Consider the following 24,440-nt stretch of genomic DNA (forward strand, 5'->3'; position numbering starts at 1 on the left):
CCGGCCGGTGGTGGCGCGTCTGACAGAATGATCGTCGGACGGTGAGGATCGGATGACGCAGGTGAAGCGGGTCGCATCGTGAGCGGCATCCTCGTCCACGAGTGGCTCTCGCCCCGGGGTGGTTCCGAGAACGTCTTCGCCGTGCTGGGCGACGTGTTCTCCGACGCGGAGCGCTGGTGCTTGTGGAACGAGAGCGGGGGACGGTTCGACGGCGTCGAGGAGACCGTGCTCGCGCGCACCCCGCTCAAGGGTCGCAAGGCCGCTGCGCTTCCGCTCATGCCGTTCGCGTGGCGGATGCTGCCGGAGCGGGACGCGGACTGGGTCCTGTCCAGCAGCCACCTGTTCGCGCATCACGCGCGCTTCGGCGGGCCCGCGGGCGATGCGCCGAAGCTCGTGTACACGCACACCCCCGCACGGTACATCTGGGCGCCCGAGCTCGACGGACGGGGTCAGGGGGTCGCCGCACGGGCGGCATCGGCGCTGCTGAAGCCGCTGGACCGCCGGCGGGCGGCCGAGCCCGTCGCCATCGCTGCGAACAGCGCCTTCATCGCGGAGCGCGTCGGGTGGGCATGGGACCGTGAATCCACGGTCATCCATCCGCCGATCGACGTGGCGCGCTTCGCCGAGGCGGTCGCGACGGACCAGACGCACGCGGTGATCACGACACTGCCGGACGACTTCCTGCTGGGCGTCTCGCGGTTCGTGCCGTACAAGCGGCTCGAGCTGGTGATCGATGCCGGCATCGCGTCGGGCCTGCCGGTCGTCCTCGCCGGCGGCGGGGCCGACGAGGCGCGGCTGCGCGCGTACGCAGATGACCGCGGCCACCCCGTCACGATCGTGCGCGATCCGTCGTCGACGCTGCTCGCCGCGCTGTACCGTGCTGCCGTCGCGCTCGTGTTTCCCGCGGTCGAGGACTTCGGCATCATGCCCGTCGAGGCGATGGCGACGGGGACACCCGTCGTCGGAAACGCCGTCGGCGGAGTGGCCGAGAGCGTCGTCGACGGTGTGACCGGGGCGCTGGTGCGCGAGTGGACGGCGCCGGAGCTCGCGGCCGCCGTGGAGCGCGCTGCCGCCGCCGACCCTTCCGCGTGCGTGCGGCGCGCCTACGAATTCGACCGATCCGTCTTCGAGGCGGAGATCGCCGCGTGGGTCGCACGGGAGACCCGATGAGCCGCCTGCTCGTCGATGACCGGTACCGCGGCGCGCACGGGATCGGGCGGTACGCCCGGGAGGTGCTCGGTCGCCTTGAGCTGCCGTGGCGGGGTCTGTCTCTCACCGGCACGCCCTACGCGCCCTTCGATGCGTTCCGGAGTCTGCCCGGGCTCGGCGAGGCCGACGTCGTCTATTCGCCCGGGTATGGCGCGCTGCTGCGCGCGCCACGGCAGGTGCTCACGGTGCACGACCTCATCCAGCTGCAGACGGACTGGCCGGGGCGGGCGAAGTTCTTCGCCTACTACAACGGGCCGGTGCGCCGGGTGGTGCGCCGGGCGGGGATCGTCCTCACCGTGTCCGAGACGTCGGCCGAGGCGATCCGAGCCTGGCTGCGGGACGACACCGTGCGTGTCGTCAACGCGGGCAACGGCTGTTCGGCGGTGTTCACGCCCGAGGGGGCGAGCGAAGCGGCATCCGATCGCTATGTCCTCTTCGTGGGGAACACTCGGGCGCACAAGAATCTCGGTGTTGTGCTGCGCGGCGTCGCCGTGGCTCCGGGCGTGCGTCTGCGCACCGTCGTTCCCGAGGGCGAGGCGGACGAGGTGCGGGGTCTGGCCGCGGCGGCAGGGATCTCCTCGCGGGTCGACGTCCTCACGGGGGTGGACGACGAGCGCCTCGCCGAGTTGTACCGCGGTGCGGCGGCGACCGTGATGCCGTCGCTCCTGGAGGGGTTCGGCCTGCCCGCGCTCGAATCTGTGGCGAGCGGAACGCCCGTGATCCACTGGGGCGGATGCCGCGCCGTCGCCGAGATCGTGGCGGGGCGCGGCTGGTCCCTCGGGGATGCGCACGACGCGCAGGAGTGGGCGGTTGCGATGGTCGAGGCGATCGAGTCGCCCCGGACGGTTTCCGCCCCCGCCGGTGTCTACGACTGGGACCGGACGGCGCGCATCGTGGGCGCGACCCTCTCGGAGGCGCTGGGCTGACGTCCGCTCAGTCGGCGAGTCCGGTGAGGAAGGTCGCGAGCTCGCCGGCTTTCGCCGCCCAGGTGTGGTTCTCGGCCGCGCGTCGACCAGCCAGGTTGGGGGAGGGACGCCGCAGCGCCGACGTCAACGCGGCATCTGCCCTCTCGGGCGAGTCGTAGGTGTGGATGCCGGCTTCCGTGTCGGCGCGGATGCCGGGGGTCGCCCGGGAGACGACGGCGAGGCCCGCCGCGAGGTACTCGTACAGCTTCATCGGACTGCGGCCCTCGTTGGAGGGATCGTCCGAGAGGGGGAGGAGGCCGACGCGGGCGCCGTGCAGGAGCCGGGGGAGGTCTGCGTACGGCACCGGCCCGACGAGTTCGACGTTGTCCGGCAGCGCGGTGTGCGGTGCGGCGTGTGGGCCGGCGACGGTGAAGCGGATGTCCGGGTGCGCGGTCGCCCACGTCCGCACCTGCTGCCAGTCGAAGCGGGCATCGAGGGCCCCGACGTACACGCACACGGTGGGGCGCGTCTCGGCATCCGTCGTCGCGTCCGTGAAGGCATCGAGGTCGACGCCGTTCTCGATGACGAGCGAGGGGAGGGTGAGGTGGCCGAGGTCGCGCAGGACGGCTCCGGAGGTCGCGACGACGGCATCCGCCGAGGCGAGGATGCCTTCCTGCAGTGCGCGTTTGAGGCCGTCCGGGTAGAGGTCGGTGGGTCGATAGACGAGGGTGTCGCTCAGGCCGCGGACGGTGTCGTCCCACAGCAGCGGCTGATCGATGAGGACCGCGTCGAATCGTGCCTCGATCCCGGCGCGGGTGAGTGCCCGCGCGACGCGGAAGGCCCCCCAGGGGCGGGGGAGGACCGTGCGGGGGACGATGTGCGTGACCCCGTCGTCGTCGCGGAACGGATGCCGGGGGACGCTGTCGACGACCGTCTTCGGCACGCGCCCGGTGATCCGGTGCGCGACGGAGATCGGAGTGGACAGGTGCACGACCTCGGCGCCGAGGCGGGCGAGTTCGCGGGCGTAGTGGTGGCTGCCGACGCGGAAGGCGCCGAAGAGGTGCGTGTGCGAGAGGAAGAGGACGCGTGCGCCGGTCACGCCCGCACCTTCCGGATCGCGGCGCGGATCTCGCCCTCGATCGCCGCGAGTTCGGCGGCGGCGCCGGCGACCTTCTCGGTGACCTCGTCGGCGCGGTCGATCTGCCGCTGCATCCGTTCCTGCATGTCGGCCGCGGTCAGCATCGCCGCGTCGGCGGTGAGATCGGTGAGTCCGATGGTGGCGAAGGCCGCGGTGATCTTGTGGGTCGGGGAGGGGACGAGCTCGAGCGGAGCGGCTCCCGAAAGGGCGGCGAGGACCAGGACGTGCATGCGGTCGCTGATCACCAGGCGCGCGTCGTCGTAGCGCTCGCGCAGACGGGCTTCGTGGGTGACGGGGTCGGTGTCTCCCCACGGCTCGAACGTGCCGACGAGGGCGTCGGCGAGCTCGCGGGCGCGGGTCTCGTCCTCACGGACCTGTACGACGGTGCGGATGCGGAGCCCCTCGGATGCGGCGAACGCGCGCACGGCGTCGCACCAGTCCTCGTTCGGCATCGGCCGCGTCCCGCGCAGGCTGACGACGAGGTCGCGGCGATCCTCCCGGGGGGTACCGGGCCGGATGCCGGCGGCGAAACCGATGTCGGGCACGACGCGGCTTCCGCCGGCGAGGGCCGCACTCGCGGCATCCCGCCACAGGGCGAACTGAGACAGTCGGGCTGCCAGCGAGTGGAGGGCCGTGGCGGGTTGGGTGGGCGCGCGGATGCCGCGCGGCGGCCGGACGACCACGCCGCCCTTCAGCCGCACCAGGACGGTCTCGGCGAGGAAGACGAACTCGCGGAGCACGTTGCCGCGGTCCAGCGGGATCTCGCCTGATTCGAAGACGAGAACCGGATGCCGCGGCGCGGTCGCAATCAGCCAGAGCCACTTCGCGATGCTCCGCTTGGAGCGGAGCACGCGGGTGCCGGAGGGGAGGCCGAGCTGGCGGAGCCAGGTGTCCGGAGCCTCACCCACGTAGACGACGAGCTCGTCGGAGGTGTCGGTCGCCCACCGGACCGCTTCGCGCCGGATGAGCGCATCGCCGATGTTGCCGGCGGGGCCTGTGGCGGAGATCAGGGTGCGGGTGGTGCGTGCGCGCGTGTTGCGAGATGCCACTCGCTGAGCCTAGTTGCCAGAGGCGTTGCAACTCGCGGCTGCTGCAAGGAGATTAGACTGCAACCCTTCGGCGAAGGTGCCCTGCGAAGTGAACCTTCGAGGCAATCGCCTGAACCGGCAGACGTCGAGAGGACCTCATGACCACCGACCAGCGGCACGAATCGGCCGACTTCGAGGGGATGCCGAATGAGGCGGGGTTTCAGACTGAGCTCAGTGAGTTGCGGGCGATCACTGTCTCCCTTGTCGACCACGTCGAGGACTTGAGGGCGCACGTTGAGTCCCTGACGGCCGAGCTTCGCGAGGCTCGTCGGCACACGGACGAGGCTGAAAGTCTCATGAGGCGGCGAGTCGTGCGCGAAGTCGGGCGCGCCAGGCGAGAGATTGCACGCGTGGAGACAGCTGTGGCGGGTGTCGGTCGTCAGGGCCGGAAGCTTGGCCCTGAGCTCTTGACGGATCTGCAAGCGCTCGCACAGCTTATGACCCGTTACCAACCGAGCGCGCCGTTACCCATTGTCTCCGGGTGGGCGGTGAGCCCCGCTGGGCTCATCTACCTGACGACGGCGATCGAGGAAGGGGACCTTCAGCTCGCCGTCGAATGTGGAAGCGGCACGTCGACGTTGTGGATGGCGTATGCAATGCGGCAGAAGGGGAGCGGGCGAGTGATCGCTCTCGAGCATCTCCCGCAGTTCGCGGAGAAGACCTACAACGACCTGCGTGCACACGGATTGGAAGACTGGGCAGAAGTGCTCACTGTTCCGCTCGCCGACACGTCCACGCCCCGCGGCACCGCATCTTGGTACGACATCGACGCGTCCGCCTTGCCGGGTTCCATCGATCTGCTCCTCGTTGACGGACCTCCGGCCACCACCGGACCGCACGCGCGGTACCCGGCGCTGTCCGTTCTAGCTCCATCGCTGGCGCTGAACTGTCTAATCGTCGCCGACGACACGAACCGTTCTGACGAGAAGGAGATGATCGAGTTCTGGATGTCCGAACACCCTGACCTCGCCGAGTTGCCGTCGCCCGGGCGCGGTCTCCGCGTGATGAAGCGGTCCAGCAAGCGGGCGCGCTGACGCGTACGGGTCGAGCAGTCAGCCAGTCAGCGATGTATCGCGCCGTGTAACTCGGCGGAAGATGGTCTCGTACTGATTCCGGATAGTCGAGAGGTCGCGCCCAGCGAGGTTCGGAGATGGCGTGCGGCTGACCTGCCGCGAGGCCGCGAGCGCGGAATCGACGTCCCGCGCGGTGATGGCGCTCTCGCTGAGGTGCAGCCAGCCCTCACCCACAGAGGCCGACAGCGCGTTGAGGCTCGGGGAGCGGACGGTAAGCACGGGGCGGTCCATCGAGAGCGCAAAAAAAACCATCTGAAGATCTTCGAGCGTCTCGAGACGCGGAAGCACCACGAGTTCTGCAGTGGTGATCTCCTGTACGAGCGCCGCGTCAGACAATCGCTCCAGTCGTGCCGAGACACGCGTCGGTCGCTCCGCGACGGCGGACGTGATGGCATTGGACAGATTCTTTGTTGCGGCGCCAGCAAGCCTCAGCGTCACGTCGGCGTCAGTGACCCGACTGATTCCGAGCAGGCCTTTCGCCGCGAGGGGGAGATAGCCGTGGGCGAGGCAGGCGACACGACCAGAAATCTTCGTCCGCCGCGGGTACCCTACAAATCGGTCCCCGAAATGCGCGTGAGGTACGACGGCAGTCCTCTTGGGGTTGGGAGAGTTCACAGACGCATCGAAAACGATGAAAGCATCCGTGGCTTTGTCCAAGATTCGACGGGCGATGCGTGTCATCCGCCCCTCCTCCGACTTGCTTTCGTTCCAGAGCGTCTGAACGAGCGAGATCTTGTTCCGTCGAAGGTTGCGCACAAAGATCGAGGAGGCGAGCACCCGCTGATACGGGGCTGCGCCTTTCGTTCCGAGGAGCATGTCGAGATGCGGCTCGGCGACGTGTACCACGTCGACGTCGAAGGATGTGAGGACCCCCTGGGAGTACCGGTAGTCCAAGTCCGAGTCTTCACCCACGACCTGGTCTATGTACCGAAGAATGGGTGCCGGTGGGCGGTGAGTCGCATGCACTCGAAGAGTGGATTGAGCCTCGGCAGGTCGATTAGGAGCGAGCACCGCTTCATACTACGTTGGTCGCGATGAGCGGGTCAGCACTACGAGACGTCTTCATCCACCCCTCGGGCCAGGATGACAACTTGGGCGACTCTGCTCTTCGGGCTGGCCTGTTGGAGGCCCTGCGTGAATCAACCGTGCGTATGCATGTGTTCCTCGACGGTCAGACTTCAGACTACGTGGCGGGGCTCCCGTTGAACACTTCCGCCAGGTTCTACTCCTCGCGAAGGCTGTGGCTCGCGGAGGCGATGAAGGTCGAGCGCCCGGTGTATCTGGTGAATGCAGGCGAGATCAATCCGCGGCGCGATCTCCCGTTTCCTCATCCAGCCCGCGCAGCGGAGCTGCACCGCGTGCTGGAGCGCGACGGCATGATCATCGCTGCCGGGCTGGGCCTGAAGGATCCTTCCATCGCGAATGACATCACGTTCGACCACGCTCTGAGGAACGCGGCAGTGATGTCATGGCGGGATCGCGGATCTCAGGAGGCCGCCGGCTTCGGCGGATCCGCGCCGGACTGGGCCTTTTCACTCGGTCCTGATCCCCGAGATTGGCTCGGGACGACAGATCGAGATGCGATCGCCGTTACGTTGCGGTTCGATCGTCCCTGGCCGGACTCCACTTGGCTTCGAGGAGTTCGGGCGTTTGCCGACTCCGCTCGAGCGCGAGTGGTCACCCTTGCGCAGGTCGCTCGGGACGCCCCGCGAGCCGTCGCGCTCGCTGAGGCGTTGGGGGGCGAATACAGCGTGCCCCCCAGTATGCAACACGACGCGCTCGACCGGCACGTCCGTTCCATCTACCGCCAGTCTGTGGCAGTTGTCAGTGATCGAGCGCATGCGTTGATCATGGGGGCCACGGAAGGTGCGTACCCCATCGGTTCCGCCAGTGATCCGCAAAAGATCATCCGAATCCTTAACATCGCCGGTGTGGGTGCGCTCACAGGCGATCACGCCAGCTTCCAGGACCGGGCTGAGATGCTGCACTCGGTTCTCCCGACTCTGAAGGAAGCGATGGACTCCGCTCGAGCAGAGGTGCACGCGCTGGGGTCCGCGGTGCGACGCGCGATATCGCTTGGGGAGGATCCAGTATTCGCGGCAGCCGAGGCCGACACCGAGGGTGGTCTGGCGACTGTGTCAGGCGGCTGAAGCAGACACCCGCTCCGCGGTCACGAACGTCCTCATGAACGACGGCTAAGGGCCTCCCTCCTGGGAGGCCCTTAGCCCTTTCAACGAAGTCGCATTAATCGAATTTTCGCGCGGTGCGCGATGGGCCGCATCCCGGGGAAAAGCTGGAGCAGCATTCGACCGAACGGAGTAGCTGCACGCCATGCGCGGTGAGTCAGCGCACTTCCCTTTGGTGCTCCGACGAGGGAGCTTCTCGACGCCGACGCGCTCTTCTGCCTCCCGCGGGACGCAGAGCGTTTTCGTGCTGCAGGTGACGAGGCTCGCGGACCAGCGTTGCGCTCCGCGTAAAAGATTGTCAGATCCAAGAGGGTCCGCGCGTCATCCAATGTGGGTTCGGGTGAGAACGCGGCGGGCAACGAGTTTCCGATCGCTGAGCTGTACAGATGCGCAAAGTCATATGACATCGCCCGGTCGGCGGCCTCGATGGACGAGCGAGACAGCGAACTGTACATGTCGGGGTTGTCCGCGACATCTGCAATTGCAACGGCAAGGGCGGCGGAGTCGCCTTGCGGAGCAGTGATGATCCCGGCGTTCTCTTGGACGAGCGTCAGCCACGGAAGCTCGTACATGAAGACGGGCAAACCGCGGGCCTGGGCCTCAGCGATCGTCAGCTGATAGCCCTCGATGATGCTGGTTGTGAGGAACGCATCCGCCGAGTCGATCTCGTTGATGAGATCCATTCCGCGTCGTTCGCCCACGGCCTCGACATACTCGGACAGGCGGCGACGCTCCACCGCGGAGTTGAATTTAGCCGCGGTCCATTCGCCCCAATCGGGACCTATCACGCGCAAGGTGAAGGCGACTCCGAGCGACTTCAATTGTGCAGCCACCTCAATGAGTTGGGTGACCTGCTTCGTCTGCTCATCGAGCCTCCCCCACCACACCAATTTCAAAGGTGTTGTCGGGGGTGGCTTCGGGCGCGATGTCCCGGCAGACTCCAACAGCAGTGGTGAAGGGGGATTTGGGACGTACGCAACGTCGTCGAGCCCGCGAAGCTTCCAAAAGGCGACGTCAAGAGGCGACAACGTCACCGTGAGTTCCAAAAGCGGGAGATTCTTCGTCAGGTGTTCGATGAGGCCACTCTGATCCAGAATCGGTCGAGCGGCGAAGTTGTGCAGCCATCCGATGGTCGATATTCCCATCAGCCGGGCCACGAGGGCATACTCTGGCCAGTCCCTGCTGTAGAGGACCTGGTGGTCGATGATGACGTCGATTTCTCTGGACGCGCATATGTCCGCCCACTCGCGAAGTCGGTTAGGCAAGCCCTTGGCCGCCATCTCTATGAACGACACGCCCTCTGGAACGACCGAGGTGTCGCTGCCGTATCTTCTTGCCACGATGGTGACCTCATGCCCGGCCGCGGCCAGGACTTGAGCTTGGGTGAGGAGCACACCTGAGACGCCGCCGGTGGTGAGGGTGCGCGTCGTCAGCATGATGTGCTTTCGCGGCTCAGTACTGAGGGGAATGCGGGTGCCGGCCGTTTTCAGGACCTCGACGTTGTCGGGATAGAACCGCACGGATGCGGCCACGACATCCAAGGGCGTGGCCCGCGTGTAGAGGTGTCCGATCACCTCGGCTAGCAGATCCGGGCGGGTGTGTCTGATCAAGTAGAAGCAGACGTATCCGATGATCGAGTCACGAACAGACTCGAAGGCGTCCAGCAGAGCCGCGGGGTCTGCTGAATCGCGCGCGATGCTACGAACCGCTGGGGCGATGCTGTCGATGGACCGGATCGCCTCGGCATAGAAAACCGCTTGTTCGAGATCTTCAACGACCTGGCCGCTCCCGCCGCGGCCATAGAAGTAGCGATAAAGCTGGTCGTCCATCGACACGTATCGTTCGGACAGAGCTGCCACGAGGAAGAGGAGCGGCAGGTCGTTGACGCGCGGCAAAACCAGATCCTGAGGGAGAAGACCATATGCCTGTCGCAGAGTGGACGTCGTGAACAGGTAGCGCCACAGTTGGCCTTGAGCCGGCTGATCGATGGGAAAGAGACCTTCTAGCAGCTCCGGTCCGTCAAGTCGACGATGCTTTGGCTTCAACCGGTTCTGATACCCGCCGACGATGCCGCCGGCGTTGCTGACGACCTCGATCGCAAAGCCGACAAGGTCGGCACCGCTGTCCGACTGGAGCGCGAGAGCCCGTTCGGCCGCGTGCGGAAGCAGCTCATCGTCGCCATCGAGGAAGAGCACGTGCGCGGCCGCCGCCGCGAGGATTCCGGAACGTCGGGCTTGAAACGCGGAGCTGTTGCTCTCGTGGGTGATCAGGCGAACGCGGGCGTCACGTTCGCGATATGACGTGATGACGTCGACAGTGCCGTCGGTGGACGCATCGTCTACGCAGATCACCTCGATCTCCTCGAGAGTCTGACCAAGGCAACTCTCGAGCGCTCCCGCGATGGTCGCCTCGTCGTTGTGGACGGGGATCACGATCGAGACGCGGGGGATGGTGGGCATGCATGCTCCTAGATTCGACGAAGGTGCGCGGCGTCCATGTCGCAGGTGGCGCTGAGTGAGCCTTTTTCATCCTAGGGCGAGGGCCGTGACCTCACCGCCGAAGGGGGAGGGCTACGAGGTCGCGCGTTATCATCAGTACAGATGTGCGCTCGCGGGAGGGTCCCACGATGTAAGTGGCGGTCAGAGAAGGAGCCAATCAGTGGAGGAGGCGCGCCGCGATGATCAGCTGGCTGGTCTCACGTTGGTTGGGCAGCGACCTCCTCTTGGTGCCTACCTGCGTGACGCGTGGCGGCGTCGCTCATTCGCACTCACGCTTGCCTCGGACCGCCTTGTGGGGGGGCTGCTGCCGAACCGCCTAGGGGTTCTCTGGATCGTCATCAAGCCGCTTTCGCTGGCTCTCATCTACGGAACGATCTTCCATTTCGTCATCTCGGGAGCCGCGCGCCCCGCAGATTTCGTTCCATTCCTCATCGTCGGTGTCTTCATCTTCGAGTTCTTCACCGGCACCTTCGGAGCTGGATCGAAGTCCATCACCGGCAATGCCAAGCTCGTTCAGAGCATCGGCTTCCCCCGGATCCTGCTTCCCGTCTCGGTGGTAATCGAGCACGCGATGAGGATCATTCCGGTCATTGTCCTCTTGGGTATCCTGCTCGTTGTTCTCGGTGTGCGGCCCAGTTGGAGCTGGCTGTTGTTGGCACCGATCCTGCTCATGATGGCTGTCTTCAACTTTGGGTTGGCCCTGATCGTCGCGCGGTTGTCTGTACACGCGAGGGACGTTCAACAGGTCATTCCGATCATCAATCGAGTGCTGTTCTACGTCAGCGGAATCTTCTTCAACGTGGACGGCGCTTTGGCTGATGCTCCCGTGCTGCTCACGATCGCGCACCTCGTGCCGACATACGATTTCATCTCGCTCTCGAGAACGGTGCTGCTGGAGTCGCACACCGCGCCGTTCCTCGCATTTGCCGCGGCGCCCGTGTGGACGTTGGTGGTGCTGGTGTTTGGTGTGATTTTCTTCTGGCGCGCCGAGGCGAGGTACGGGCTCAGTGAGTGACGTTCAGGTCGACGACGGATCCCCGATGCTCTGGCCTCGGACCACTCCACGACCGATGATCGTCGCGGAGAACGCTCACGTGACGTACCGCGTGTTCGCCTCCGGTAAACGTGTCGGCGGCCATGACAAGCTGCTCAGCCTCAGTGCGGTGCGAGGCGGACGCGGGCTCAAGTCCGTGCACGCACTGAGGGGCGTGAGTTTCACCGCGAACGAGGGCGAGACGATCGGGGTCGTCGGTCACAATGGTTCAGGAAAGTCGACGCTCTTCAAGGCGATGAGCGGTCTCATCCCGACCTCGAGCGGGGCCATATGGGCTCGCGACCGACCTGTTCTGCTTGGCGTTAATGCGGCGCTGGTCCCGGAGCTCTCTGGCGAGGACAACATCAAACTCGGACTCCTGGCCATGGGATTCAGTAAGGCGGAGTCCGCCGCGCGCGTCGACGAGATCGCGGATTTCGCGGAACTCAACGAGTTCATTCACCACCCGATGCGTACGTATTCGTCGGGAATGGGTGCCCGTCTCCGGTTTGCCATCGCCTCGGCGCGGGCGCACTCCATCCTTCTCATCGACGAGGCACTCGCCGTCGGCGATCGCAAGTTCCGAGCGAAGAGCGAGCAACGTATCCGCAGCCTCCGCGACAGTGCGGGGCTCGTGATGATCGTGAGCCACTCGGTGGGATCGCTGCGGGACTCGTGCGAACGAGTCTTGTGGGTGCACAAAGGCGAACTGCGGGCCGACGGTCCCGCGGGCGCCGTCATCAACGACTACGTGAAATGGACGAAGGATCCGAAGAGCGTCGCAGTCGGCGCGTCGTACGCGCAGAAGCCCACAACACCGGATGAGTTGCAGGCGGAGAGTGCCCCCGGCAATCGGAAGCGACGTGTCGCGCCGACGGACGCGCCCCCTGCGGGCATAGAGGAGCTCTTCACAAGCCTCTCTGAACCATCAGGCGAAGCGACGTCCTCGCTCCCCGCTGAGAGTGCTCGCACCATCGCGCGCCGTGAGCGCTTTCGTCAGAATATTCGAGCGCGCCGACGGAGGCGGATCACTGCCGTCGTGGCGACCGTGGTCACGTTGCTCTTCGCGATTGCGGCGGGTGCTGCGATCGCCCTCCTCGCAGACGCGTCCCAGTCGGAGGGGGCGGCCGCTCCTGGAGCAGCACCAGCTGTCGTCGCATACCGCTCGCCTACCATCGACTCCTTTGTCGCGGCGGAGTCGGAGATCTCCTGTGGGGACGCGAAGGCAGGCAGGGTTGTTCTCTCATGGCGAGTCACAGGAGGGGCGGCGGTCGCCCTTGCGTCGGGGCCGGAAGTGGATGCCTTGGAGACGCCCACGCTCATGTCGCTCCCCGCTGCGATCGATGGTTACGAGCTGGGATACCCCTGCGCAGAAGAGTCGCAGGCTTACACTCTGACGGCTGAGGGCGAGGACGGGGAACGGACGAGCTCCTCCGTCGTTGTCAAGCGGGCGCCACTCGATGCCAACCGTGGGATCGATCCCGAGACCGTTGTTCCGGGCACACCGGAGCCTGGGGCCACTCCGGATTCGAGGGCCGATCAGACCCGCGCTCCCCGGGAGACCATGGAGTCAGACCTATCGGGCCCGGCGCCGTCGCCGGACCCCAAGCCCTCCACCGGCCCGGTCCTGGCGCCGTCACCCGAACCGAGCGCAAACCCGATCCCCGAACCTGTCCCGACGCAGGTACTGGTACCGACAGAGCTGCCGACCGAAATGCCCCTACCTGAATCGACGTCCGCAGGTTAGACATTGGCGGGTGCTAACGTCCGATACCCGCTCGCACCTTTAGTCGATGCGCGAGCGGGCGGAGCGCGGGAAGAAGGCGAATCGCGCGGCGGCCGAGCGGTGAGATGATCCGCCATACTGTTTCGGCCCGGCGGGCCAGCGCACCGGCGTCACCCGAGCGCGCGGAGGCTGCCCTGCTGGCCTCCGCGTAGAACCGCAGGAGGCCGAGCAGTAGCTCGGCGTCCGCGATCGTCGGCTCGGGAGAGAATTCGGGCATGGGCGTACCCGTCACTAGTTTGCGGTACAGGTCGGAGAAGTCGATCGAGCGAGCTCGCTCGGCGGCCTTGAGAGAGGCCCGCGAAAGCGCTGCGTAGCCCTCTGCATCCTTCGCAACACGGTGTACCGACTCCGCCAGCGTGGGCGCGTCGCCCTGAGGCGCTGAGACGATGCCGTCGTTGCCCTGAACCAAGGTCAACCAGGGCAACTCGTACATAAAGACGGGCAAGCCCTTAGATTGGGCCTCCGCGATGGTCAATTGGTAGCCCTCGATGATGCTCGTGGAAATGAACGCATCCGCCTCATCGATGGCGGACTGCAGGGCCGATCCGTGACGCGGGCCGATGGCGTGCACCTGATCCGCCAGGCCTTTCCGTCGTGCGGCTGCGTTCACTTTTGCGGCAGTGAGGTCCCCCCAGTCAGGCCCGATGATCGTCAGAGTGAAGCCGGGAAGGCGGCGCTTCAGGTGCGCAGCGACTTCGAGCAGTTCGCTGATGCGTTTTGTTCTCTCTTCGAGTCGCCCCCACCAGATCAGTTTCAGGTCGGGAGACTTGATCGATCTTCCGGTCATTGGGGCGGAGGCGTCCGCGAGCATCGCTGATGGCGGGTTGGGGAGATAGGAAGCGTGGGCGATTCCCCGGAGTTTCAGGTACGCGACATCAAGCGGAGACAGCGCGACGATGTGGGCGACGACATCGGCCTTCTTCTCGATCGCGCCCAACCGCCCATCGCCGTCGAGTAAAGGGCGAGCGACGAAATTGTGAAGCCATCCGACGGTGGCGCCGCCGCAGGCTCGAGTCATGGCAGCGAACTCCGGCCAGTCGCGGGTGTAGAGCATCTGATGATCGACGACCACGTCGACGGAGTATCGGTGGCAGAGCTCCCGCCACGACGTCAACCGGGCGACGAGGTCCCCTGCGGGGAGCTCTATGAACTCGACGCCAGTCGGCACCATTGCGGTATCACTCCCGCCGTTTCGAGCAACCACTGTGACTCGGTACCCGGCTTTCGTGAGAAGCCGGGCCTGGGTGGCCAGGACCGCGCTCACGCCTCCCGTGCGAAGGGTGGATGTCGCGAGCAGGATGCTCCGCACCTCTCTCGCACTGATTGGAACATGAGAAACGTGGGCTGCTAGTCGCGAAAGGGATCCGGGCGAGAACTCTCCTGCAGCTTCCAGCAGTTCCTGGTCGGTGACCCTTCCTCGGAGATGGTCGATCGCCGCATCCGCCACGTCGGGGCGTGGACGTTCGATGAGTTGTTGACAGACGTAGCCGACGATCCACAGACGTGCGGCGGCGTAGGCACTGGTGATTGCGCCCGGATCGGTGGAGCCGTTCGAAATGAAGTTAATGGCGTCGCGGATGCTGTCGATCGAATCGATCGACCCTGCGTAGAAGCGTGCGCGCTCGATCGAGTCGACCTCATGCCCGCTGCCGCCGCGCCCGAGGTGATAGCGGTACAGCTTGTCGTTGATGGGCACCAGCCGCTCAGAGAGGGCCGCGACGACCAGCAGGAGTGGGAGGTCATTGACCCTAGAGAGCTTTAGGCCGTCAGAGATGTGCATGTAGGCCCGTCGGAGGAGATCAGCGCTGAACAGGTACCGCCAAAGCTGGCCCCTCGCCGGCACAGCCGGGGGAAACAGCCCACGGATGATGTCGCTGCCCTCGAGGACGTTTTGCAGGGGCCTCAGTCGCTTCTCGAAGCTGCCTCCCGTATTTCCGTGTCGATCGACAACGGTCACACCGAACTGCACGATGTCCGCCCTCTCGGACCGCATGGCGGTTGAGGACCGCTCGGCTGCTCGTGGGTCGATTTCGTCGTCTCCATCGAGGAACAGAACAGCGTCGCCACGTGCCTCGAACACACCGCTGCGCCGCGCCTGCAGGGCCGACCGATTTTCCTCGTGACGGATGAGGCGGATGCGACCATCCTTCCGCCGCATCCGCTCGATGACGGCGACCGTGCCGTCGTCGGACGCGTCGTCGACGCAGACGACCTCGATCTCCCGGAGGGTCTGGGCCAGGCAGGATGCGAGGGCCGCCTCGATGGTGCCCTCGTCGTTGTGTACGGGGACGACGATGGAGACGAGAGGCGCAGGTGACATCGCACAGATCATACGGCCCGGCATCCGCGGTCGATTCTGCGCTCGCAGGCTGGTCTGTGATGATGGACGCTCACTTCCCACACCCTCGGAGGGCATCGCCATGCAGATACGCCGGCGAACCATCTACATCGGCGCGGCCATCGTTCTCGTCGGCGCGATCAGCGGGACAGCGGTCGCTCTGACGACCAGTGGGTCGTCGGTACCGCCCGCAGCGCGGCCCGCTCCGTCGGTGTCGGCGTCGACGCCGACGCCGACGCCCACCGTCTCGCCCGAACCGACTCCGGTCTCAGCGCCGCTCTCGGTTCCTGCCGTAGGTCAGCTGGCCTCGTGGAAGCAGGCGCCCAAGACGAAGGTCGCCCGTGTCATCCCCCAGGTGGGACAGGCTGCGGACGGATCGGTCGCCGCCTACATCGATGCCCCTGTCATCGACGGTGAGACCGCGGCACTCGCCGTCGACGCCGCAGTCGTCGCCGGCGCTTCCTACGAGTTCTCCGCGCAGGTGCGGTCGCTGTCGCCTCTCCCTGAAGCGGTGGAGGCCGCCCTCGATGTGGGCGGCCAGCGGATCTCGCTCCCGGATCTGAGCGCGGCATGGTCGACGGTGTCCGGCACGTTCGTCGCGCCGAAGGACGCGAAGGTCGCTCAGATCCGCGTCATCCTTGATGGGCCGGTCGCGGGACTGGGCATCGACGACGTCTCCCTCATGGGCGCCGATGGCAAGAATGTGGTCCCCAACCCGTCTTTCGAGAAGGTCGAGGGCAAGGACACCATCGTCAACCGCTCCCTCATCCTGCCCGCCTCGAACCCGATGCTCGCGGTCCGCGCGCCAGCGGGGGACGTGTCGTGGACGGCAACGGATGCCGGTGGCAACGTCGCAGCGAAGGGCACGGTGAAGGCATCGAACGCACTGGAGGCGGTCCCGCTGACGGGACTGGCGGAGGGTTATTACAGCGTCGCGCTCAAGACGGGCGCGGGGACCGTGAAGACGTTGCTCGGCGTCATCGACTACGAAGGCACGACGATCGCTGCGGACCCCCGTTTCGGAGTCGGGCTGCACGTCGAGAACAGCCTTTACGCCGATGCCGCCGACCTGACAGCCTCGCTGGGCCTCGGCTCGGCACGCAACGACGTGCTGTGGCGCTTCAACGAGACCACCAAGGGCTCATACGACTGGGCCGACCACTACGTGAACGGTTTCGATCGACTCCACGCCCACGGCGTCCACCTCCTTGGCATCGTCAACTACGGCAATGAGCTCTACGGCAACGGCAAAGTGCCCACGAGCAAGGCGGCGATCGCTGCCTACGGTGACTACGCCGCAGCGATCGCGGACCGATTCGATCTCGTGGGCCTGGAGGTCTTCAACGAGTTCAACCACACGCGATTCAACAAGACGGCCTGCGGAACGAAGCCGTCGTGCTACGTGCCGCTTCTCGAATCGGTCCACAGTGCCGTCGACGACGTCGATCCGGACCTCCCGATCATCGCCGGATCGACGGCGCGCTACGACGCCCCGTGGTTCGACGGACTATGGAGCGCCGGCGGTATGAAGTACGCAGACGCGATGAGCTTCCACCCTTACGAGGTCACGAGCGATCCTGAATCGCTCGCCGACGTCATCGCCGAGGCGAACCGCAGTATGAAGGAGAACGGCAAGACGACCCGGCCGGTCTGGATCACCGAGCTCGGCAGCTCCTCGAAGACCGGTGGACGGAGCGTCTCGGCTCAGGCCGATTACCTCGTCCGAACCTCCATCACGGCGCTCGCGAGTGGGGCGGAGAAGTTCTTCTGGTATGACCTGATCAACGATGACCCGGACCCGGCCAAGCACGAAGGCAATTTCGGCATGTACTACCAGAAGGCGTCCGGCGTGGCCGCCTTCCAGCCGAAGCCCGTCGGGTACGCGCAGGCTCTCGTGATCGCCCGCCTCGGTGGCCGGAGCCTCGCCTCCGACGAGACGGCGGAGGGTGTCCACTCCATTCGGTTCGGCGATGAGGAGGACGCCGTTCGTGTCGTCTGGGCGCCGAAGGGCGAGGCGGAGATGTCCGTCCGCAGCGACGTCGCTGTGACGGTGACGACGATGAACGGCGCCGCGAAGACCATCGAGCCCGTCGACGGCGTGGCGACGATCCCGGTGACCGTTCGTCCGCAGTTCGTCGAGAGTGCCGTAGGGGCCGCCACACCGAGTCCCACACCGACGGTCTCCCAGACACCCGCTGGTTAGGATGTGACCCATGCCTCCCGAGACCCGACGGGCCGCCCGTGAAGCGGCCGAGCGGGCCGCGACCGGACGTTCCGCCGCGCCCGACGACTCCGATGACGCGACCCCGAGGACCTCGCGCGGTCGCATCGTCGGACGCGTGATCCTGATCGTCGTCATCCTCCTCCTCGCTCTCGCGGTATGGCTGGTGATCAAGGTCGTGATCGCGAAGAACGGTCTCGAGTCGGCTCAGGCGGCCGTCAGCTCCATCCAGGACGGCGGCAGCGTCTCCGATGCGATCCCGCAGCTGTCCTCGGGGGCTGCGGATGCCGCTGGTGCTGCGGCTGACCCGGTGTGGCGCATGGCGGAGCTCATCCCGGGCGCGGGTGACAATCTTCGCGGCGTTCGCCTGGCGGCCGAGACCCTCGACGTGTTCGCGAACGACGTCGGCGGTCCGGTGTTCGAGATGCAGGAGGACGGCCAGGGCAAGATCCTCGCCCGCGCGCTGCCCCTGATCGAGGCCGCCGCCCCGGAGATCTCGAAGCTGAGCTCCGAGCTGAAGGATGTCGCGGCATCCGACGCCCTCATCGGTCCCGTCCGTTCGGGCGTCGATCAGGTCTCCGACGTCGCCGGAGCCGCAGGACCGATGTTCACGCTTCTGCCGAAGCTCCTCGGCGCGGACGAGAAGCAGAACTACCTCCTGGTTTTCCAGAACAACGCCGAGGCGCTGCCGCTCGGCGGCAGCTCTGCGTCGCAGACGCTCATCACGGCCGACAAGGGCGACCTCGAGATCGCGGGGCAGGCCAGCAGCGCCTCATTCGTCGAGGGCGAGGCCCTCGATCTCGACATCTCGGAGTCTGCCAAGGCCCTCTACGGCAGCAGGTACGGCAGCTACATCAACCTGGCTCCGTCCCAGCCGGACTGGCCGGGAGTTGCCGAGATGGTGAAAGCCTTCTGGAACCGTGACATCGACGACACGCACATCGACGGCGTGATCTCGGTGGATCCGATCGCGCTTCAGCGCATCCTCCTCGCCACCGGCCCCATCGAGCTCGACGGGAAGACGCTCGACAACACGAACGCCGTCAAGACGCTGCTCAGCGACGTCTACCGGTGGTGGGACCCCTACACCGACCCGGATCTGAAGTCGGACGCCTTCTTCGCCGGCGTCGCGAGTGCGGTCTTCGAGAAGATCGCCGGCGGCGACTTCAACATCAAGGACATGTTCTGGGCCATCGGCGAGAGCATCGACGCCGGAAGCATCCTGGCCTGGAGTGAGGACCCGGACACCCAGAAGATGATCTCGGCGTCGGGTCGACTGTCCGGCATCCTGCCCACCGACAATGCTGAGGAGACCGTGAACGGCGTGTTCTTCCGCAACGTGTCGGCGTCGAAGATCGACTACTACACGAAGACTGCAGTCGAATCCACGATGTCCTGCGCCGATGGCGTCACGACCCTGACCACGACCGCGACGGTCTCGCTCGACATCAGCCAGGCGGACGCCGAGGAGCTCCCGCGGTATGTCCAGAGCCGCAGCCAGCGCGCCGCGTACTTCGGGACCCAGGTCTACATGTACGCGCCGCCGGGAATGGAGCTCGCCTCCGCCGAGACCACCGGCGGTGCTTCCGCGTTCCGCACGGGCAACGTGGACCTCGGACGCGTCGTCGAGCCCTTCCAGGCGCGGCTTCGGCCCGATGGCAGCTTCAGCGTGACCGCGACGTTCACCGGGACCGGGGACTTCGGTCCGCTGTCGCTGTGGACGACGCCCATGATCAATGAGACGAAGACGACCGTCACCGATGCCTGCCATTGATCCAACGCCTGGCCGAATGTGCCCGGTTTGGTAGCATCCTGGGGAATCTGCAGCACACGTCGTCGAAGGCGCGACTTCCCGCGCTGAGGGGCGCGACCCAGCTGCAACGTCGACAGGAAGGCTGACCTCCGTGATCCGATCCGCGCTGCGGCCGCTGTCGGCTCGGTCGACGGCAGCCTCCGCGGAGTCGGCTGAGGCGGGCGCGTGCTGAGGCGGACGGCTGCGACTCGGCCAGCACCGCGCGTCCGTCGCTCGGATCGACGGGTCAATCGCGCGCCCGTTGTCGTCCCGGCCCGTCGCTCCTCGCGGGACTGGCCGGCACGATTCGCCGGGCGCCTCGTCTACAGCGACATCCTCGTCGTCGCGGTCGTCCTCATCGGCTTCTTCACCCTGGTTCTGCCCGATGAGCGGCGCGACGTCACCTGGGACGGCGGGCCACGCATCCCCTATGTCGCGGCGCTGATCCTCCTCGGCCTCGTCTGGCTCATCGCGCTGGGTGTCTTCGAGACGCGCGATCGCAACATCGTCGGCGCGGGTGAGCAGGAGTACCGCCGGATCGTCAACGCGACGGTTGCCGTGTTCGCGCTGTTCGTCGCGGTCGCCTTTTTCCTGCGCATCGAGGTGTCGCGCAGCCTCTTCCTCGTCGCCATGCCGGTGGGTCTGGTCGCGCTGATCTTCAGCCGGTGGCTCTGGCGCCTGTGGCTTCGCGGCCAGCAGCGTCGCTCGAAGTACGTCTACCGTGCCCTTGTGCTGGGCGAGCCGGCGAAGGTCGGCTCCATCATCCGCGCCATCCGCCGAGCTGAGGCGTCCGGCTTCGACATCGTGGGTGTCGTGACAGACGTCCGTGGCCGTCAGGCCATCAGCGACGTCCCGGTCGTCGGTGGATTCGCCTACGCGGTCGAGGCGATGGACGCCACCGACGCCGACACCATCATCATCGCCGGCGCCGACGAGGTGCACCCCGAGATGATGCGTCAGCTCGGCTGGGACGTGGCGGACCGCAACGGCAACCTCGTCGTCGCACCCGCGCTGACCGACGTGGCGGGTCCCCGCATCCACTCCCGCCCCGCGGCCGGCTTGCCGCTCGTGCACGTCGAGTTCCCCCGGCTCGACGGCGTACGCCGGTTCGTGAAGCGCACGTTCGATCTGTTCGGCTCCCTCGTGCTCATCGTGGTGTTCTCGCCGGTGATGCTGGCCACCGCGATCGCCATCCGCGTCGAGACGCCCGGCCGCGTGATCTACCGTCAGCCGCGGGTCGGGCTCGGCGGAGACGAGTTCGGCATGCTGAAGTTCCGCTCGATGGTGGCGGATGCCGACGACCAGCTCGCGAGCCTGCTCGATCTGCAGGGGACCAGCGACAGCCCGCTCTTCAAGGTGGCCGACGACCCGCGCATCACGAAGGTCGGGCGGGTCATCCGCAAGCACTCGATCGACGAGCTGCCACAGCTGTTCAACGTCCTCGTGGGGACCATGAGCCTCGTCGGCCCGCGGCCCCAGCGCGCGGCGGAGGTGGCCCTCTACGACGACGCCGCCCACCGTCGGCTGCGTGTGAAGCCGGGGATGAGCGGGCTGTGGCAGGTGAGTGGGCGCTCCACATTGTCGTGGGAGGACGCCCTGCGTCTCGACCTCTACTACGTCGAGAACTGGTCGTTCATGCAGGACGTCCAGATCCTGTTCCGCACTCTGAGCGCCGTCGTGGCCCCCGGCCGCACGGCCCACTGAGGCCGACGGGGGAGCGTACTCCCGAGCGCGACACGCCCGGGTTTGCGACACGCCCGAACGGCACGTAGACTGTACAGGTTCCACATTCCTGCGCTGTGCGCGGGATCACTGCCAGGGCAGTGCATAGGCCGAAAGCCTAGGCCGCGGGCAGCAGAACATCACATCCCCACACCCCGATCCGGAAACGGATCCGCACGCGTGCGTGCGAGGGGGAGCGGATGCCGCAGGTCTCCTGCGGACTGACATCAGAACAGCGGTGACGGATTCCTCGCCTTCGGGCGGGGAGAAGTGCCCGGCGCGCAAGCGCCCCGTGCGTCCAATGCCCCCGAGGTACGACGCGAGAAAGAGAGTGAGCAGACAATGGCGGGACAGAAGATCCGCATTCGCCTGAAGTCGTATGACCACGAGGTCATCGACTCGTCGGCACGCAAAATCGTCGACACCGTGACCCGTGCGGGCGCGACGGTCGTGGGCCCCGTGCCCCTTCCGACCGAGAAGAACGTGATCGCAGTCATCCGTTCGCCCCACAAGTACAAGGACAGCCGCGAGCACTTCGAGATGCGCACCCACAAGCGCCTCATCGACATCATCGACCCGACGCCCAAGGCCGTCGACTCGCTGATGCGTCTCGACCTCCCGGCCGACGTCAACATCGAGATCAAGCTCTGAGGTCGATCATCATGGCTGACATCAACTCCAAGGTTTCCAAGGGCCTGCTGGGCACCAAGCTCGGCATGACCCAGGTCTGGGACGAGAACGGCAAGGTCGTTCCCGTCACCGTCATCGAAGTCGCCCCCAACGTGGTGACCCAGGTGCGCACGCCCGAGCGCGACGGCTACAACGCCGTGCAGATCGCTTACGGCCAGATCGACCCCCGCAAGGTCAACAAGCCCCAGACGGCTCACTTCGAGGCCGCTGGTGTGACCCCGCGTCGCCACCTCACCGAGGTGCGGACGGCGGATGCCGCTGACTACTCACTCGGTCAGGAGCTCACCGTCGACGCGACCTTCGAGGCCGGCCAGCTGGTCGACGTCGTCGGCACCAGCAAGGGCAAGGGCACCGCGGGTGTCATGAAGCGCCACAACTTCAAGGGCGTCTCGGCTTCGCACGGTGCGCACCGCAACCACCGCAAGCCCGGCTCGATCGGCGCATCGTCGACCCCGAGCCGCGTCTTCAAGGGCATGCGCATGGCCGGCCGTATGGGTGGCGAGCGCGTGACCGTCCTCAACCTCACGGTGCACGCCGTCGACGCCGAGAAGGGTCTGCTGCTCGTCAAGGGCGCCGTCCCCGGTGCTCGTGGCCGCATCGTCTACGTCCGCAACGCAGTGAAGGGTGCCTGATCATGGCTGACTCGACTCTCGCGCTCGACGTCGTGAAGGCAGACGGCAAGAAGGCCGGCTCCGTGGAGCTGCCCGCCGCACTGTTCGACGTCAAGACGAACATCCCCCTCATCCACCAGGTCGTCGTCGCGCAGCTCGCGGCGGCTCGCCAGGGCACCCACTCGACCAAGCGTCGCGGTGAGGTCTCCGGTGCCGGCCGCAAGCCCTTCAAGCAGAAGGGCACGGGTAACGCCCGTCAGGGCTCGATCCGCGCGCCGCACATGACCGGTGGTGGCATCGTCCACGGACCGAAGCCGCGCAACTACTCGCAGCGCACCCCCAAGAAGATGGTCGCCGCCGCCCTGCTGGGCGCGCTCAGCGACCGGGCTCGCGGCGGGCGTCTGCACGTCATCGACTCGTTCGGCATCGAGGGCGCGCCGTCGACCAAGGCCGCTGCTGCGGTCCTGGGTCAGCTCGCCCCCACCAAGAACGTCATGGTCGTCATCACCCGTGATGACGAGCTGAGCATCAAGAGCGTCCGCAACCTCGCGTACGTCCACGTGCTCACGTTCGACCAGCTCAACGCCTACGACGTTCTCGTCTCCGACGACATCGTCTTCACCAAGGCGGCCTACGACGCGTTCGTCGCTGCGAAGGCCGGCGCCACCGAGGAGGTCTCGGCATGACCGCCGTCAACAAGGACCCGCGCGACATCATCCTGAAGCCGGTCGTCTCCGAGAAGAGCTACGGGCTCATCGACGAGGGCAAGTACACGTTCCTCGTGGACCCGCGCGCCACCAAGACCGAGATCAAGCTCGCCATCGAGAAGATCTTCGGCGTCAAGGTCGCGTCGGTGAACACGCTCAACCGCCCGGGCAAGGCCCGCCGCACCCGCTTCGGCACCGGTAAGCGCAAGGACACCAAGCGCGCCATCGTGAGCCTGAAGTCGGGCACCATCGACATCTTCACGGCCGTCGGCTGACAGCTGGGATAGAGGACTAGAGACATGGCTATTCGCAAGTACAAGCCCACGACCCCGGGTCGTCGCGGTTCGTCGGTCGCCGACTTCGCTGAGATCACGCGGTCGACGCCCGAGAAGTCGCTCCTTCGCCCGCTGGCGAAGACCGGTGGTCGCAACAACCAGGGCCGCATCACGACCCGTCACATCGGTGGTGGCCACAAGCGCCAGTACCGCGTGATCGACTTCCGTCGCAACGACAAGGACGGGATCAACGCCAAGGTCGCTCACATCGAGTACGACCCCAACCGCACCGCGCGCATCGCGCTGCTGCACTACGTCGACGGCGAGAAGCGGTACATCCTCGCCCCGAACAAGCTGTCGCAGGGTGACATCGTCGAGTCGGGTGCCGGCGCCGACATCAAGCCCGGCAACAACCTGCCGCTGCGCAACATCCCGACCGGTACGGTCATCCACGCCATCGAGCTCCGTCCCGGTGGCGGCGCGAAGATGGCGCGCTCGGCCGGTGCGTCCGTCCGCCTCGTGGCGAAGGACGGCCCGTACGCGCAGCTGCGTCTGCCCTCGGGTGAGATCCGCAACGTCGACGCGCGCTGCCGCGCCACCATCGGCGAGGTCGGCAACGCCGAGCAGTCCAACATCAACTGGGGCAAGGCCGGCCGTAACCGCTGGAAGGGCATCCGCCCGACCGTCCGCGGTGTCGCCATGAACCCGGTCGACCACCCGCACGGTGGTGGTGAGGGTAAGACCTCCGGTGGACGTCACCCCGTCACTCCTTGGGGCCAGGCCGAGGGTCGTACCCGCCACCCCAACAAGGAAAGCGACAAGTTGATCGTTCGCCGTCGCAACGCCGGCAAGAAGCGGAAGTAGGAGTAGAGGAAGATGCCTCGCAGCCTTAAGAAGGGCCCCTTCGTCGACGAGCACCTGCTTCGCAAGGTCGTCTCGCAGAACGAAGCCGGTACTAAGAACGTCATCAAGACCTGGTCGCGTCGTTCGATGATCATCCCGGCGATGCTGGGTCACACGATCGCCGTGCACGACGGACGCAAGCACATCCCCGTGTTCGTGTCCGAGACCATGGTCGGTCACAAGCTGGGCGAGTTCGCGCCCACCCGCACCTTCCGCGGCCACGAGAAGGACGACAAGAAGGGCCGTCGCCGCTGACGCGGCGACG

General features: G+C 66.3%; 20 protein-coding genes. 15 read left to right on the forward strand and 5 right to left on the reverse strand.

Features of this window, described 5'->3' with window-relative positions; all coding sequences use genetic code 11:
- Positions 1-78 precede the first annotated feature (78 nt).
- Together AB0259_RS12695 and AB0259_RS12700 are read left to right on the forward strand one after the other, a co-directional pair.
- Positions 79-1,170, forward strand: coding sequence for a glycosyltransferase (locus AB0259_RS12695; protein ID WP_366222913.1), 1,092 nt, complete (start codon positions 79-81; stop codon positions 1,168-1,170).
- The gene (locus tag AB0259_RS12700; RefSeq protein ID WP_366222914.1) at positions 1,167-2,135 is read left to right on the forward strand and encodes a glycosyltransferase family 1 protein; all 969 of its coding nucleotides are present in this window, start codon (positions 1,167-1,169) and stop codon (positions 2,133-2,135) included. The genes AB0259_RS12695 and AB0259_RS12700 overlap by 4 nt, the downstream gene beginning before the upstream one ends.
- A gap of 7 nt (positions 2,136-2,142) precedes the next feature.
- Here AB0259_RS12700 and AB0259_RS12705 read toward each other — a convergent pair whose 3' ends face one another.
- Together AB0259_RS12705 and AB0259_RS12710 are read right to left on the reverse strand one after the other, a co-directional pair.
- Positions 2,143-3,213 carry a glycosyltransferase gene (locus AB0259_RS12705; RefSeq protein ID WP_366222915.1) on the reverse strand — a complete coding sequence of 357 codons (1,071 nt, stop codon included), beginning with the start codon at positions 3,211-3,213 and terminating at the stop codon, positions 2,143-2,145.
- A complete protein-coding gene (locus AB0259_RS12710; protein WP_366222916.1) occupies positions 3,210-4,301 on the reverse strand; it encodes a hypothetical protein in 1,092 nt (363 codons plus the stop codon). The genes AB0259_RS12705 and AB0259_RS12710 overlap by 4 nt, the downstream gene beginning before the upstream one ends.
- Positions 4,302-4,438: 137 nt before the next feature.
- On the opposite strand from AB0259_RS12710, the gene AB0259_RS12715 reads away from it, so the two are divergent.
- The gene (locus AB0259_RS12715; RefSeq protein WP_366222917.1) at positions 4,439-5,374 is read left to right on the forward strand and encodes a class I SAM-dependent methyltransferase; all 936 of its coding nucleotides are present in this window, start codon (positions 4,439-4,441) and stop codon (positions 5,372-5,374) included.
- Between the two features lie 18 nt (positions 5,375-5,392).
- Here AB0259_RS12715 and AB0259_RS12720 read toward each other — a convergent pair whose 3' ends face one another.
- The gene (locus tag AB0259_RS12720; RefSeq protein WP_366222918.1) at positions 5,393-6,325 is read right to left on the reverse strand and encodes a hypothetical protein; all 933 of its coding nucleotides are present in this window, start codon (positions 6,323-6,325) and stop codon (positions 5,393-5,395) included.
- Between the two features lie 179 nt (positions 6,326-6,504).
- On the opposite strand from AB0259_RS12720, the gene AB0259_RS12725 reads away from it, so the two are divergent.
- A complete protein-coding gene (locus AB0259_RS12725) occupies positions 6,505-7,563 on the forward strand; it encodes a hypothetical protein (RefSeq protein WP_366222919.1) in 1,059 nt (352 codons plus the stop codon).
- 80 nt (positions 7,564-7,643) lie between these two features.
- On the opposite strand, the gene AB0259_RS12730 is transcribed toward AB0259_RS12725, so the two are convergent.
- Complete coding sequence (locus tag AB0259_RS12730) at positions 7,644-10,058, reverse strand: glycosyltransferase (RefSeq protein ID WP_366222920.1); 2,415 nt, start codon at positions 10,056-10,058, stop codon at positions 7,644-7,646.
- Between the two features lie 199 nt (positions 10,059-10,257).
- Between AB0259_RS12730 and AB0259_RS12735 the strand changes: the two genes are divergently transcribed.
- Positions 10,258-11,112 carry an ABC transporter permease gene (locus AB0259_RS12735; RefSeq protein ID WP_366222921.1) on the forward strand — a complete coding sequence of 285 codons (855 nt, stop codon included), beginning with the start codon at positions 10,258-10,260 and terminating at the stop codon, positions 11,110-11,112.
- 55 nt (positions 11,113-11,167) lie between these two features.
- Positions 11,168-12,877 (forward strand): ATP-binding cassette domain-containing protein, encoded by a 1,710-nt coding sequence (locus tag AB0259_RS12740; RefSeq protein ID WP_366222922.1) that lies wholly within the window; start codon positions 11,168-11,170, stop codon positions 12,875-12,877.
- Between the two features lie 13 nt (positions 12,878-12,890).
- Here the strand turns inward: AB0259_RS12740 and AB0259_RS12745 are convergent, their stop codons facing one another.
- Complete coding sequence (locus tag AB0259_RS12745; RefSeq protein WP_366222923.1) at positions 12,891-15,236, reverse strand: glycosyltransferase; 2,346 nt, start codon at positions 15,234-15,236, stop codon at positions 12,891-12,893.
- Between the two features lie 100 nt (positions 15,237-15,336).
- Between AB0259_RS12745 and AB0259_RS12750 the strand changes: the two genes are divergently transcribed.
- The 9 genes from AB0259_RS12750 to rpsS all read left to right on the forward strand — a co-directional run bounded on the left by AB0259_RS12750 (position 15,337) and on the right by rpsS (position 24,430).
- On the forward strand, positions 15,337-17,457 hold the full coding sequence (locus AB0259_RS12750) for a hypothetical protein (RefSeq protein WP_366222924.1): 2,121 nt from the start codon (positions 15,337-15,339) through the stop codon (positions 17,455-17,457).
- 10 nt (positions 17,458-17,467) lie between these two features.
- Positions 17,468-19,249: a DUF4012 domain-containing protein gene (locus AB0259_RS12755; RefSeq protein ID WP_366222925.1), complete on the forward strand. Its 1,782-nt coding sequence runs from the start codon at positions 17,468-17,470 to the stop codon at positions 19,247-19,249.
- Between the two features lie 204 nt (positions 19,250-19,453).
- A complete protein-coding gene (locus AB0259_RS12760) occupies positions 19,454-20,971 on the forward strand; it encodes a sugar transferase (RefSeq protein WP_366222926.1) in 1,518 nt (505 codons plus the stop codon).
- 360 nt (positions 20,972-21,331) lie between these two features.
- Positions 21,332-21,640: a 30S ribosomal protein S10 gene (gene rpsJ, locus AB0259_RS12765; protein ID WP_018171443.1), complete on the forward strand. Its 309-nt coding sequence runs from the start codon at positions 21,332-21,334 to the stop codon at positions 21,638-21,640.
- An 11-nt stretch (positions 21,641-21,651) separates the two neighbouring features.
- Positions 21,652-22,311: a 50S ribosomal protein L3 gene (gene rplC / locus AB0259_RS12770; protein WP_248170017.1), complete on the forward strand. Its 660-nt coding sequence runs from the start codon at positions 21,652-21,654 to the stop codon at positions 22,309-22,311.
- A gap of 2 nt (positions 22,312-22,313) precedes the next feature.
- A complete protein-coding gene (gene rplD, locus AB0259_RS12775; protein WP_251581798.1) occupies positions 22,314-22,976 on the forward strand; it encodes a 50S ribosomal protein L4 in 663 nt (220 codons plus the stop codon).
- The gene (rplW, locus tag AB0259_RS12780) at positions 22,973-23,272 is read left to right on the forward strand and encodes a 50S ribosomal protein L23 (protein WP_018187350.1); all 300 of its coding nucleotides are present in this window, start codon (positions 22,973-22,975) and stop codon (positions 23,270-23,272) included. Before rplD ends, rplW begins: the two co-directional genes overlap by 4 nt.
- A 24-nt stretch (positions 23,273-23,296) precedes the next feature.
- A complete protein-coding gene (gene rplB / locus AB0259_RS12785) occupies positions 23,297-24,136 on the forward strand; it encodes a 50S ribosomal protein L2 (protein ID WP_251581802.1) in 840 nt (279 codons plus the stop codon).
- Between the two features lie 12 nt (positions 24,137-24,148).
- Complete coding sequence (gene rpsS, locus AB0259_RS12790) at positions 24,149-24,430, forward strand: 30S ribosomal protein S19 (RefSeq protein WP_018187348.1); 282 nt, start codon at positions 24,149-24,151, stop codon at positions 24,428-24,430.
- Positions 24,431-24,440: the final 10 nt, after the last annotated feature.

It is taken from the genome of Microbacterium sp. NPDC080005, assembly GCF_040702445.1.
GTDB classification, from domain to species: Bacteria; Actinomycetota; Actinomycetes; order Actinomycetales; family Microbacteriaceae; genus Microbacterium; species Microbacterium oleivorans_D.